This window comes from Rhodoferax ferrireducens T118, assembly GCF_000013605.1.
Classification (GTDB): domain Bacteria; phylum Pseudomonadota; class Gammaproteobacteria; order Burkholderiales; family Burkholderiaceae_C; genus Rhodoferax; species Rhodoferax ferrireducens.
This window is the reverse complement of sequence record NC_007908.1, coordinates 2,815,301-2,828,204: the sequence shown is the minus strand read 5'-3', so window position 1 is coordinate 2,828,204 and position 12,904 is coordinate 2,815,301. Positions and strand designations below refer to the sequence as shown.

At 61.6% G+C, this 12,904-nt stretch carries 9 protein-coding genes; 5 read left to right on the top strand and 4 right to left on the bottom strand.

What is annotated here, in order from left to right:
• The first annotated feature begins 24 nt into the window (after window positions 1-24).
• A complete protein-coding gene (gene ycaO, locus RFER_RS12960) occupies window positions 25-1,755 on the top strand; it encodes a 30S ribosomal protein S12 methylthiotransferase accessory factor YcaO (RefSeq protein ID WP_011464850.1) in 1,731 nt (576 codons plus the stop codon).
• Between the two features lie 68 nt (window positions 1,756-1,823).
• The gene (gene pgeF / locus RFER_RS12955; RefSeq protein ID WP_011464849.1) at window positions 1,824-2,585 is read left to right on the top strand and encodes a peptidoglycan editing factor PgeF; all 762 of its coding nucleotides are present in this window, start codon (window positions 1,824-1,826) and stop codon (window positions 2,583-2,585) included.
• Here pgeF and RFER_RS12950 read toward each other — a convergent pair.
• Window positions 2,517-2,807: a hypothetical protein gene (locus RFER_RS12950; protein ID WP_011464848.1), complete on the bottom strand. Its 291-nt coding sequence runs from the start codon at window positions 2,805-2,807 to the stop codon at window positions 2,517-2,519. The genes pgeF and RFER_RS12950 overlap by 69 nt on opposite strands.
• A gap of 103 nt (window positions 2,808-2,910) precedes the next feature.
• On the opposite strand from RFER_RS12950, the gene RFER_RS12945 reads away from it, so the two are divergent.
• The 3 genes from RFER_RS12945 (at window position 2,911) to phbB (ending at window position 6,738) form a co-directional block, all read left to right on the top strand.
• Window positions 2,911-4,635: a PHA/PHB synthase family protein gene (locus tag RFER_RS12945; protein WP_011464847.1), complete on the top strand. Its 1,725-nt coding sequence runs from the start codon at window positions 2,911-2,913 to the stop codon at window positions 4,633-4,635.
• Between the two features lie 47 nt (window positions 4,636-4,682).
• Complete coding sequence (locus tag RFER_RS12940) at window positions 4,683-5,861, top strand: acetyl-CoA C-acetyltransferase (protein ID WP_011464846.1); 1,179 nt, start codon at window positions 4,683-4,685, stop codon at window positions 5,859-5,861.
• Between the two features lie 139 nt (window positions 5,862-6,000).
• Window positions 6,001-6,738 (top strand): acetoacetyl-CoA reductase, encoded by a 738-nt coding sequence (gene phbB / locus RFER_RS12935; protein ID WP_011464845.1) that lies wholly within the window; start codon window positions 6,001-6,003, stop codon window positions 6,736-6,738.
• A 27-nt stretch (window positions 6,739-6,765) separates the two neighbouring features.
• Here phbB and RFER_RS12930 read toward each other — a convergent pair whose 3' ends face one another.
• From RFER_RS12930 to nirB, 3 genes are all read right to left on the bottom strand, one after another.
• Entirely contained in the window at window positions 6,766-9,642 is a 2,877-nt protein-coding gene (locus RFER_RS12930; RefSeq protein WP_011464844.1) for a nitrate reductase, read from the bottom strand.
• Window positions 9,643-9,925: 283 nt separating this feature from the next.
• Window positions 9,926-10,273 carry a nitrite reductase small subunit NirD gene (gene nirD, locus RFER_RS12925; RefSeq protein ID WP_011464843.1) on the bottom strand — a complete coding sequence of 116 codons (348 nt, stop codon included), beginning with the start codon at window positions 10,271-10,273 and terminating at the stop codon, window positions 9,926-9,928.
• A gap of 148 nt (window positions 10,274-10,421) precedes the next feature.
• Window positions 10,422-12,893, bottom strand: a complete 2,472-nt coding sequence (gene nirB / locus RFER_RS12920; protein WP_011464842.1) for a nitrite reductase large subunit NirB — start codon at window positions 12,891-12,893, stop codon at window positions 10,422-10,424.
• Between the last annotated feature and the right edge of the window lie 11 nt (window positions 12,894-12,904).

Sequence of the window (12,904 nt, the reverse complement as noted above, 5' to 3'; positions counted from 1 at the left end):
GGCCCTGCGGTATGCTGCGACCCCATGCAAACACAAAACTTTATCCCCGGCAAAGATGCCTCTCTTGAATCCACCATCAATAACCATCAAACCAGGCTGCAGGCGCTTGGTTTTCATATTGAGGAGCGCTCCTGGCTGAATCCGGTGGACGGCATCTGGTCGGTGCATATTCGCGACCGCGATTGCCCGCTCATGTTCACCAACGGCAAAGGCGCCACCCGGCTGGCCTGTCTGGCCAGCGCCCTGGGCGAATTTTTTGAGCGGCTCTCAACCAATTATTTCTGGACGCATTACTACCTGGGCCCCGATATTGCCAACCGGCCCTATGTGCATTACCCACAGGAGCGCTGGTTTGCACCCGGTGAAGACGGCAGTTGGCCCCCTGAGTTGCTCAACGCTGATTTGCATCGGTTTTACAACCCCGAAGGCGGTATTGAAGCCAGCAGCCTGGTGGAGTTCAACTCCGGCAATGCCGAGCGCGGCATTTGCGCCATTCCCTATGTGCGCCAGCGCGACGGCGCGGTGACCTACTTCCCGGTCAATGTGATTGGCAATTTGTACGTCAGCAACGGCATGTCGGCCGGCAACACGCAGGCGGAGGCGCGCACGCAAGCCTTGTCGGAGATATTTGAGCGCCACGTCAAGGCCCGCATCATCAGCGAAGGCATTTGCCTGCCCGATGTGCCGCAGGCCGTGATTGCACGTTATCCGCGCATTGCGGCTGGTATTGCGGCACTGCGCGCAGCCGGCTTTGGCATTCTGGTCAAAGATGCCTCGCTGGGCGGCCAATACCCGGTGATGAATGTGACGCTGTTGCACCCCGAAGACCAGGGTTGCTTTGCCAGTTTTGGCGCCCACCCGCGCTTTGAGATTGCGCTGGAGCGTGCGTTGACCGAGCTGCTGCAGGGCCGTGCGCTGGATTCGTTGGCAGGCTTTCCGGCACCGGGCTTTGATCTGGAAGAGGTTGGCAGCTCCACCAACATCGAAATCCATTTCGTCGATTCCAGCGGTGTGATTCACTGGAAATTTTTGGGCGACGAGCCGGATCACGCGTTTGTCGACTGGAACTTCAGCAACACCACGGCCGAGGATTACGCCTGGGCGGTGGATCGCATTCACAAGGACGGGCGCGACATCTACATTGCCGACTTCACCCACCTGGGCGTCTATGCCTGCCGCATTCTGGTGCCGGGCATGTCCGAGATTTATCCGGTCGATGACCTGGCGTTTGAGAACAACAGCGTGGGCAACAGCATCCGCGAGGCGATTTTGAATCTGCCCGATCTCGACGACGAAGAATGTTCAGACCTGCTCGATACGCTCAACGAGTCGGCGCTGGCCGATCAGCGCCCGGTGGCCGGCGTGATCGGGCTGGCCGCCGATGCCGGCTCTTTCTGGAGCGACTTGCGCGTGGGCGAGCTCAAGACCCTGCTGGCGCTGGCCATTGGTGATGAAGCGGCCACGCTGGAGGGCTGCGACTGGATCAAGCACTTTGCGCAGCTCAACCCGCAACGGCGCGCGGTTTACGCCTGCATCGAGAGCATCATCAATCTGGCCGAGATGGGTGACAGTGGACCGTATATGGACGCCTTGCGCCAGTTGTACGGTGCCGGGGCCGTGGCGCAGGCGCACGCGCTCATCATGCAGACCGACCGTTTCATGGGTTTGAATGCGCCGGGCCTGGCGCTTGATGGTTGTGAAATGCACCACAAGTTGTTGGCGGCTTATGACAAGGTGCGTGCCAGCCATGCGTGAGGGCAGCCGGGCGCGGCCAGGCCTGAAAAACGACTGAGTCAGACGTGAATTTGCCTCCCGACTGGCTGATGCCCCGTTGGCCCGCTCCCGGCAAGGTGCATGCGGTGTGCAGCACGCGTGCCGGTGGCCAGTCGGTGGCACCGTATGACGCGTTCAATCTGGGTGATCACGTGGGCGACGACCCGCTGGCGGTTCAGGCCAATCGCCTCCAACTGGAACAGGCACTGGGCGCGCGGCCGGTTTTCTTGTCGCAGGTTCATGGTGCGCAGGTCGAACAGGTTTCAGTCGATACCGCACATGGCACTGTGGCCGATGGCTGCCTCACGGCTCAGCCCGGCGTGGCCTGCACCATCATGGTGGCCGATTGCCTGCCGGTGCTTTTGACCGACAAACGGGGCAGTCTGGTGGCGGCGGCGCATGCTGGCTGGCGTGGCTTGGCCGGGCAGGGCGGGCGCGGCATTCTGGAGCAGGTTATAGAGTCTTTCAGGGCTCTAGCCCCCGTGGATAAATCGTCTATAGCTACTGAAATAATAGCATGGTTGGGCCCCTGCATTGGACCGCAGGCGTTTGAGGTCGGCGATGAGGTGCGCGCGGCGTTTGTGGCGCAGAACGGGCAAGCGCGGGCCATGTTCAGGCCGCAGGGCGACGGCAAATGGCTGGCGGATCTGCAGGGCCTGGCCCGCTTGCGGCTGCGTGCCCTGGGTGTGACCGAAATCTACGGCAACGACGGCACAAGCCCATGGTGCACGGTCGGCCAAACGTCAAGGTTCTTTTCGCACCGGCGTGACCGCGTCAGTGGCCGCATGGCCGCCTGCATCTGGCTGGACTGACGCTTTTCCGGCCGTCATCTTGGCCAACTCTGCGGCCTCTCTGGCCTTGATGGCGCGGCGGCGGGACGGTGCGCCCATCAGGTAAACCACCAGAGCCACCGGAACCAGCCCATATAACACAAAGGTGATGAGCGCGCCCAACAGCGTGCCGTTTGAATTGGTGGCTTCTGCCACTGCCATCATGAGCGCAACATACAACCAGGCAAGGGGCACGATGTACATAAATGAGTAAGTTAGTATCGGATTGAAAAAAGTCAAGTTTTGGACGAGCCAGTCCCGGATACTAGAGCGTTTATAAGAACGCGAACCTGAGAGAGGACATCACATGACGCAGGATATTCCGGAAATTCTGGGGCAATCGGCCCAGCAATTTCAACAGGCTTTGGGTGAGGGTTGGCGTAACGCTTTCCAGTCGTTCCAGAACATGGATTTGGGTCAGGCAGCAAAGGGGTTGATCCCGCCGGGCAGCCCGCCGCCCAAGATCAGTTTTGCCCCCGAGAAACTGCAGGCGCTGCAACAGCAGTTCCTCCAGGAGGCGGCGACACTCTGGGGTCAAAGCCTGCACGGCACCACACAGCCCAAGGATCGGCGCTTTGCCGACAAGGCCTGGGAAAACAATCCGATGGCGGCTTTTTCGGCCGCGGCTTACCTGCTCAACACCCGCACCTTGATGGGACTGGCCGATGCCGTGCAGGCCGATGCCAAGACCCGGGCCCGCATCCGCTTCGCGGTTGAACAGTTGACCGCAGCGGCCGCGCCGAGCAACTTTTTGGCCTTCAATGCCGAGGCGCAGCAAAAGGCGATCGAGTCCCAGGGCGAGAGTATTGCCAAGGGCGTGACCAACCTGATCCATGACCTGCGCCAGGGCCATGTGTCCATGACCGATGAAAGCATTTTCGAAGTCGGTAAAAACGTTGCGACCACCGAGGGTGCGGTGGTGTTCGAGAACGACTTGTTCCAGCTGATCGAGTACAAGCCGCTGACTGACAAGGTGTATGAAAAGCCCTTCCTGCTGGTGCCGCCCTGCATCAACAAGTTTTATATCCTGGACCTGCAGCCGGATAACTCGCTGATCCGCTACGCCGTGGCGCAGGGCCACCGGACCTTTGTGGTGAGTTGGCGCAACCCGGACGCCTCGCTGGCGCACAAAACCTGGGATGACTACATTGACGATGCGGTGATCAAAGCCATCACGGTCACGCAGGACATCACCGGGGCCAAGAGCATCAACGCGCTGGGCTTTTGTGTTGGCGGCACCATGCTGGGCACGGCACTGGCGGTGCTGGCGGCGCGCGGCGAAAAGCCGGTTGCCAGTGCCACCTTTCTCACGTCCTTGCTCGATTTCAGCGACACCGGCATCCTGGATGTCTTTATCGACGAGGCGTTTGTCAAATACCGGGAACAGGAGATGGGCCAGGGCGGCTTGATGAAAGGGAAAGACCTGTCAAGCACCTTCAGTTTCTTGCGCCCCAACGACCTGGTGTGGAACTACGTGGTGGGCAACTACCTCAAGGGTGAAACCCCGCCGCCTTTTGACCTGCTGTACTGGAACAGTGATTCCACCAATCTGCCGGGGCCGTACTACGCCTGGTACTTGCGCAATACCTACCTGGAAAACAGGCTGGTCAAGCCCGGCCAAGCGGTGGTCTGCGGTGAAAAGGTCGATCTGGGACTGGTGGACATGCCGGTCTATATTTATGGCTCGCGCGAAGACCATATCGTGCCGATTGGCGGCGCCTACGCATCGACTCAGGTTTTGCCCGGTAAAAAGCGCTTCGTGATGGGGGCCTCCGGCCACATTGCGGGCGTGATCAACCCACCGGCCAAGAACAAACGCAGCCACTGGTTACGCTCTGACGGCAAGTTGCCCCAAGCGCACGCCGAATGGCTGGCTGGCGCCACTGAGCAAGCGGGCAGTTGGTGGACGGATTGGTCTCAGTGGTTAGTGAGCCATGCGGGCAAGCAGATTCCCGCGCCCAAGACATATGGCAAAGGCAAATACAGGGCCATCGAGGCGGCCCCCGGCCGCTACGTCAAGGCCAAGGCATAAATTTTCGTTTTTTTGTAATCGTTCTTTTCACACTTCAGGAGACAAATATGGAAGACATCGTGATTGTTTCGGCCGCACGCACGGCCGTGGGCAAATTTGGTGGCACCCTGGCCAAAACGCCAGCACCCGAGCTGGGTGCCGCCGTCATCAAAGCCTTGCTGGCGCGCACGGGCTTGAGCGCGGATCAGATTGGTGAAGTTATTTTGGGCCAGGTGCTGACGGCCGGTTCGGGTCAAAACCCGGCCCGCCAGGCGCTGATCAAGAGTGGCTTGCTGATTGAAACCCCGGCACTGACCGTGAACTGCGTCTGCGGCTCCGGCCTGAAGGCTGTGATGCTGGCCGCGCAAGCGGTGGCTTACGGCGACAGCGACATTGTGATTGCGGGCGGCCAGGAAAACATGAGCGCGTCACCCCATGTGTTGCTCGGCTCGCGGGACGGTCAGCGCATGGGCGACTGGAAGATGATCGACTCCATGATCGTCGACGGCTTGTGGGACGTCTACAACCAGGTCCACATGGGTATCACGGCTGAAAACGTCAACAAGAAATACGGCATCACGCGCGAAATGCAGGACGCGCTGGCATTGGGTAGCCAGCAAAAGGCCGCCGCTGCGCAAGACGCCGGCAAGTTCAAGGACGAAATCGTGCCGCTCAGCATTGCCCAGAAGAAGGGCGATGCGATTGTCTTTGACACCGACGAGTTCTTGAACCGCAAGACCAACGCGGCCGCTCTGGCCGGTCTGCGTCCCGCCTTTGACAAGGCCGGCAGCGTGACCGCCGGCAATGCCTCCGGCATCAACGACGGCGCCGCTGCCGTGATGGTGATGACGGCCAAGAAAGCCGCCGCCCTGGGGCTCAAACCACTGGGCCGCATTGCCAGCTTTGCCACCTCCGGTGTCGATCCGGCCCTGATGGGCATGGGCCCGGTGCCGGCGTCTCAAAAAGCGCTGGCGCGCGCGGGCTGGAAGGCCGCCGACCTTGACCTGATGGAAATCAACGAAGCGTTTGCAGCGCAGGCTTGTGCCGTCAATCAGCAAATGGGTTGGGACACCTCCAAACTCAACGTTAACGGCGGTGCGATTGCCATCGGGCACCCGGTGGGTGCGTCCGGTTGCCGTATTTTGGTCACGCTGTTGCATGAAATGCAGCGCCGCGACGCCAGGAAGGGCCTTGCTTCTCTGTGTATTGGCGGTGGCATGGGCGTGGCGCTGACGATCGAGCGTTAAGGGACAGCGCGGGCGCTGCTGGAGTCTGTGCCCGGTGCGGTGCTCGCGTTAGTGTTTTCCGCAATGCGACGGGCGGGATTAGTCGCTATAGTGTTTTGCAGTCGTACAAGTGGATTCGTTCAATCAAAGGAGAAAAAATATGAGTCAAAAAGTAGCCTATGTCACGGGGGGCATGGGAGGCATCGGTACCGCCATTTGCCAACGTTTGCACAAAGAGGGGTTCAAGGTCATTGCGGGCTGCGGCCCGACACGTGACCATGCGAAATGGCTGGCCGAACAGCAGGCACTGGGCTTTACGTTCCATGCCTCCGTCGGCAACGTCGGCAATTGGGTTTCCACCGTCGAAGCTTTTACCAAGGCCAAGGCTGAGCACGGCAGCATTGATGTGCTGGTGAACAACGCCGGCATCACGCGCGACCGCATGTTCGTCAAGATGACACGTGATGACTGGGATGCGGTGATTGAAACCAACTTGAATTCCATGTTCAACGTCACCAAGCAAGTGGTGGCCGACATGGTGGAAAAAGGCTGGGGCCGCATCATCAATATTTCGTCCGTCAATGGGGCCAAGGGCCAGGCCGGCCAGACCAACTATTCGGCCGCCAAGGCCGGCATGCACGGCTTCACCATGGCGCTGGCGCAAGAGCTGGCCACCAAGGGCGTCACAGTCAATACCGTGAGCCCGGGCTACATCGGGACCGACATGGTCAAGGCCATCCGTCAGGATGTGCTCGACAAGATCATTGCCACGGTACCGGTCAAGCGTCTGGGCGAGCCGAGCGAAATTGCCTCCATCATTGCCTGGATTGCCTCCGACGAGGGTGGCTACTCAACCGGCGCCGATTTCTCGGTGAACGGCGGTCTGCACATGGGCTGATGCGGCAGGGCTGATTTGGCTGCATCGTCACCCTGAGAGCATGTGTGCTCTCAGGGTGTTTTTTTGAGCTGTACCTGAAGGCGCCAGGTCCTGAGCGTCAATTTCCGGGCTGTCGCGCACCATGCGCTGCAACTGGGGCATGCAGGAGCCGCAATTGGTGCCGCATTTCAGTGTGGCCTGCAGCGAGCCCAGCCGCTCCTGCGCTGTTCCCTTGGTGTGGCGCAACTGCGCCTCAATCGCCACATCGGTCACATTAAAACAAGCACACACGGGCTTGCCGCGCGACACCACCTGCACCGGGGGCCTGGCGCCGGGCAGCAGCAGGGCGCGACCATACGATTGGGCTGGCAATTCGTCCTGCAGCAGCGTGCTGATCCAGCTTTGGGCGCGGGTGTCGCCGGCCAGCATGAAGGCTTCCAGCGTGGTGCATGCGTCAAGGTGTTGCAACAGCGCAGCGCGGCGCTGGCCGCGTTTCTTGTCGGCGTAGCGCAAAACGTAGGGGCTGTCCAGGTTGAGCAGGGACTCGATCTGGGCCAGCAGCGCGTCCGTCGGCGCCTCAAACGCGGTGGCCCGAAACAGCAGACCGCTGCGCTCCTGGCCGGCAGCATCCAGCGCCGTGTTGTTGCTGAAAGGCACGCAGCTCGCATAGTCAAACTGCAGCATCAATTGCTGCAGCTCATGGCGAGCCGACTGCAGGTGGCTGGCGGGCAGCCAGGCCATGGCCAGCAGGGACCAGGGCAGTTCCGCCTTCAGGACCTTGACCGCTGCGTGTTTGAACTCGGGTTGTTTGGAGTCGGGGCAAAAAGCCGAAGTGGTCAGGGCATTAACGCCGGCCAGCCGCTGGCCGGTGGTGCTGATGCCGCTCAGGAATTCTTCACCCCAGTGCATCGCCATGAAGACCTGGCTGAGCCCCAGCTCGGCACTGGCTTGCACCGGCACCAGAATCGAGCCGCGTTTGCTGGTGACGTGGACCAGATCACCCTCCGAGAGGAGTCGGCGCGCCATGTCTTGCGGATGCATTTGCAGGGCGGGCTCACGCACATGGCCGAACAAGCGCCCCAGCGTGCCGGTGCGGCTCATGCCGTGCCACTGGTCGCGCAGACGCCCGGTGCTGAGTGAAAACGGGTAGCGTGCTTCGCGCGGCTCGGCCACGGGCTGGTAGACCGTGTTGACAAAGCGGGCGCGGCCGTCGGGCGTGGGGAAGAGGCCGTCCTCGTACAGTCTTGCCTTACCTTGCGTGGCGCCCTCGGGCAGGGGCCACTGCTGGGGGGTGTGCTCCAGCAGGGCGTAGGACATGCCGGTGATGTCGAGGTCGCGACCGCGCGTGGATTCGCGGTGCTCGTTCCAGATCGATTCGGGTGAGGTGTAAGGGAAGAGGGTGTTTGCTTGCAGTCGTTGCGCAAAATCGACGACGATTTGCCAGTCGTGCCGCGTCTCGCCCGGGGGCGCCACTGCGGCGCGCACGCGGCTGATGCGGCGCTCGCTGTTGGTCACCGTGCCTTCTTTTTCGCCCCAGGTGGTGGCGGGCAGCAGCAGGTCCGCAAACGCACAGGTGGCGGTGCTGGCAAAGGCTTCCTGCACGACGACAAACTCGGCGCGCTGCAGGGCGCGGCGCACGGTGGCCTGGTCGGGCATGGATTGCGCGGGGTTGGTGCAGGCAATCCACAGGGCTTTGATTTCGCCATCGGCGGCGGCCTGGAACATCTCTACCGCCGTTTTGCCGGGTTTGGACGGCACGGACGGCAGGCCCCACAGCGCGGCAACTTCGGCGCGGTGCGCCGGGTTGTTCAAGTCGCGGTGGCTTGAGAGCAGATTGGCCATGCCACCGACTTCGCGTCCGCCCATGGCGTTGGGCTGGCCGGTGAGTGAGAACGGCCCGGCACCCCTCTTGCCCATCTGGCCGGTGGCCAGGTGCAGGTTGATCAGCGCGGCATTCTTGGCGGTGCCGCTGCTGGACTGGTTCAGGCCCTGGCAGTAGAGGCTGAGCGTGGGTGCGCGTGTGCCTTGGGTCGGGTCGTCGGCGTTGATCCCGGCAAACAGGCGCGCCGCCTGCAGCAAGTCCTCTTTGGAAATGCCGCAGGTCTGCGCCACCACGTCGGGTGTGTAGTCGCGCAGCGTGGCTTTGAGTGTGTCAAAGCCCTTGGTGTGGGCGGCCATATAGGCGGTATCGAGCCAGCCCTCCCACAACATGACGTGCAGCATGCCGTTGAACAGCATCACATCGGTGCCGGGCTGGATCGGCAAGAACAGGTCGGCAATTTCAGCCGTGTCGGTGCGACGCGGATCACACAGCACAATCTTCAGGTCCGGGCGCGCCTGGCGTGCGGCTTCGATGCGGCGAAACAAAACCGGGTGTGCGTAGGCCGGGTTGGCGCCGACGATAAAGATGGTGCCGGCGTGGTTGACGTCGTCGTAGCAGGCCGGCGGCGCGTCAGACCCCAGCGTCTGCTTGTAGCCCGTCACCGCGCTGCTCATGCACAGGCGCGAGTTGCTGTCGATGTTGTTGGTGCCGATCAACCCCTTGGCGAGTTTGTTGAAGACGTAATAGTCCTCGGTCAGCAACTGGCCGGAGATATAAAAACCCACCGCATCGGGGCCGTGCGTCTGGATGATTTTGGCGAATTTTTCGGCTGCCGTGTCCAGCGCGGCGTCCCAGCCGATGCGCTTGGGTTGCTGGCCACGCGTCAAACGCTGCATCGGGTGCAGCAGCCTGCTTTGTTGCGTGATGGCGGCGCTGGCCGTCAGGTGCAGCATGGCGCCTTTGGTGCAGAGCCGCCCGAAATTGGCCGGGTAATCCGGGTCGCCACGCACGCCGGTAATCTGGTCGCCGCTCGACTCGATGATCACCCCGCAGCCGACGCCGCAGTAGGGGCAGGTGGATTTGGTTTCTTTGAGCTGTTTCACTGGCGTTCACGCTCCTGGGTAGGCTTCTGTGGTTGCCGAAGTCACTGGGGTGGATGGCTCCGCGAATGTCCTCCGGCCTTCGGCCTCCTCCTTGACTTCGCTATGCCACCCACCCCAGGGTCTTCGGCGGCGGGCATGGCTGGTTGACAAGGCTTGCACGCCGACACGGTTCGCAAGATCAGGTCGCTGTGGCGCTCGGCGCAGCGGCGTAAAGGAGGAGGCCGAAGGCCGGGGGACAGCCGCGCAGCTGAGTGCCACGGCGACGTGAGCCACCTACTGACTGTCATGCAACCTCACCCACAGCCACAGACGCCAACTCATCCAAATCCAAATGCACCGCATCACCCTCCACCATGACGCTAAACCTCTGCACACAACCCGTGTCCGGCGCGTGCGCACAGCCACTGTCCAGGCCAATGGTCCAGTTGTGCAGGGGGCAGGCCACGCTGCTGCCAAACACAATGCCTTGCGACAGCGGACCTCCTTTGTGCGGGCAGCGGTCCAGCAGCGCAAACACCTCGTCTTGCGCATTGCGAAACACCGCCACGTCCGTGCCTTGCGGCCGTTTGACGCAACGCGATCCCAATACGGGAATGTCAGTCACTTGGCAGATTTCTTTCCAGTTGCTCATTGATGACTCCTTTTTGCTATTATTTAGATAGCTGTATAAGTAAATAACACGGGGGCCAGGGGCCAATTAGGCATAAATCTTTGGCAGGCGGACCGGCACGCCGCCGATTCCGGCTTGAGTTGGCGACGCGGCCAATACGCATCAGGACTCAGGCGGGGACAGCCAGTTTGTCGAACTGGCGCAGATCCACCTCGGCCCGGCTGTGCTCAAACCAGGGATCAGGCTCGCCATCCAGGCTGAACTGCAGCTTCGCCCACAAGGCCTGGCGGTTCTCGGCGTCTTCCAGAATCTTCTTCTTCACGTAGTCCATGCCGACGCGGTTGAGGTAATGCACGGTGCGTTCCAGGTACCAGCCTTCCTCGCGGTACAGCTGCATGAAGGCGCCGGTGTACTCCAGCACTTCCTGCGCCGTTTTGAGCTTGGTGAAGAACTGCGCCACCTCGGTCTTGATGCCGCCGTTGCCGCCAATGTGCATTTCCCAGCCGCTGTCGACCCCGATGATGCCGACGTCCTTGATGCCGGCCTCGGCGCAGTTGCGCGGGCAGCCGCTGACGGCGAACTTGACCTTGTGCGGGGCGTACATGCGCCACATGGCGCGTTCCAGGTCCTTGCCCATCTGTGTGCTGTCCTGCGTGCCCATGCGGCACCACTCCGAGCCGACGCAGGTTTTGACGGTGCGCAAGGCCTTGGCGTAGGCATGGCCGCTGGGCATGCCGATGTCCTTCCAGACGCTGACCAGGTCTTCCTTCTTCACGCCCAGCAGGTCAATGCGCTGGCCGCCGGTGACCTTGACGGTCGGGATCTTGTACTTGTCGACCGCGTCGGCAATGCGGCGCAGTTCGCTGGCCGTGGTCTCGCCGCCCCACATGCGCGGAATCACGCTGTAGGTGCCGTCCTTCTGGATGTTGGCGTGGCTGCGCTCATTGATGAAGCGGCTTTGCGGATCGTCCTTGGCCTCTTTGGGCCAGCTGCTGATCAGGTAGTAGTTGATGGCGGGACGGCAGGAGGCACAGCCATTGGGTGTTTTCCATTCCATGAAGTTGAAGACCTGGGCAATGCTCAGCAGCTTGTTGGCCACAATGGCGTCGCGCACTGCCTGGTGGCCGTGCTCGGTGCAAGCGCACATGGCTTTCATCTTCGGCGTGGCTGAGTAGTCACCTCCGGCGGTGAACATCAACAGCTGCTCAACCAGCCCCGTGCACGAACCACACGACGCGCTGGCCTTGGTGTGCTTGCGCACCTCGTCCAGCGTGAACAGGCCCTTTTCTTTGATGGCCTTGCAGATGGTGCCCTTGGTGACACCGTTGCAGCCACACACTTCGTCGCTGTCGGCCATGCTGGCGGCCTTGTTGTGGCCTTCAACACCGGCGTCGCCAATATTGCTTTCCCCAAACATCAGCTTGTCGCGGATGTCGGCGATTGAGCGGCCGTTGCGCAGCAACTTGAAGTACCAGCTGCCGTCCACCGTGTCGCCGTACAGGCAGGCACCCACCAGTTTGTCGTCCTTGATGACGAGCTTTTTGTAGACGCCCGCATAGGGGTCGCTCAGCACCAGTTCTTCGGTGCCGTCACCGCCCAGAAAGTCCCCGGCTGAAAACAGGTCGATGCCGGTGACCTTGAGTTTGGTCGAGGTCAGCGAGCCGACATAGCGGCCAATGCCGTACTGCGCCAGATGGTTGGCCGCCACCTTGGCTTGCTCGAACAGGGGCGCCACCAGACCGTAGGCGATGCCCCGGTGCGCCGCGCACTCACCGACCGAGTAAATGCGCGCGTCGGTGACGGTCTGCAGCGTGTCAGTCACCACAATGCCCTTGTTGCAGTGCAGGCGCATGGCTTCGGCCAGCTCGGTGTTGGGGCGGATGCCCACGGCCATCACCACCAGATCGGCGGCAGCTGAAGTGCCGTCCTTGAACTTGATGCTCTTGACGCGGCCATCGTCGCTTGCGACCAGTTCCTGCGTCTGCGCGCCAATCAGGAATTTCAGGCCCCGGTCCTCCAGTGATTTTTGCAGCATCTTGCCCGCGACGTTGTCGAGCTGGCGCTCCATCAGCGTCGGCATCACGTGCACCACGCTGACGTTCATGCCCCGGCGCATCAGGCCGTTGGCCGCTTCCAGCCCGAGCAGACCGCCGCCGATCACGACGGCATTCTTGTATTTGGTGGCCGCGTCGATCATGGCGTTGGTGTCGGCAATGTCGCGGTAGGCAATCACACCTTCCAGGTCCTTGCCGGGAACGGGCAGGATGAAAGGCTTGGAGCCGGTGGCCATCAACAGCCGGTCGTAGGGCACTTCGGTGACCTTGTTGTCAGCGTCGAGGGCACGTACCAGTCGCCTGGCGCGGTCCACCGCCACTACTTTTTTGCCGGCGTGCAGGGTGATGCCGTGGTCCGTGTACCAGTCCCATGAGTTGAGAACAATCTCGTCAATCGTTTGCTCGCCGGCCAGCACCGGCGACAGCAAGATGCGGTTGTAGTTGGGGTGCGGCTCGGCGCCAAAGACGGTGATGTCGTACAGGTCGGGTGCGATCTTCAGCAGCTCTTCAAGCGTGCGGACACCGGCCATGCCGTTGCCGATCATCACCAGTTTCATTTTGACCTTGGGTTCTACACGCATGTCCATGAGTTTCTCCT

Coding starts and splice junctions, on each gene's coding strand:
- ycaO (WP_011464850.1), top strand. CDS start 25: ATGCAAACACAAAACTTTATCCCCGGCAAAGATGCCTCTCTTGAATCC.
- pgeF (WP_011464849.1), top strand. CDS start 1,824: ATGCCCCGTTGGCCCGCTCCCGGCAAGGTGCATGCGGTGTGCAGCACG.
- RFER_RS12950 (WP_011464848.1), bottom strand. CDS start 2,807: ATGTACATCGTGCCCCTTGCCTGGTTGTATGTTGCGCTCATGATGGCA.
- RFER_RS12945 (WP_011464847.1), top strand. CDS start 2,911: ATGACGCAGGATATTCCGGAAATTCTGGGGCAATCGGCCCAGCAATTT.
- RFER_RS12940 (WP_011464846.1), top strand. CDS start 4,683: ATGGAAGACATCGTGATTGTTTCGGCCGCACGCACGGCCGTGGGCAAA.
- phbB (WP_011464845.1), top strand. CDS start 6,001: ATGAGTCAAAAAGTAGCCTATGTCACGGGGGGCATGGGAGGCATCGGT.
- nirD (WP_011464843.1), bottom strand. CDS start 10,273: ATGAGCAACTGGAAAGAAATCTGCCAAGTGACTGACATTCCCGTATTG.
- nirB (WP_011464842.1), bottom strand. CDS start 12,893: ATGGACATGCGTGTAGAACCCAAGGTCAAAATGAAACTGGTGATGATC.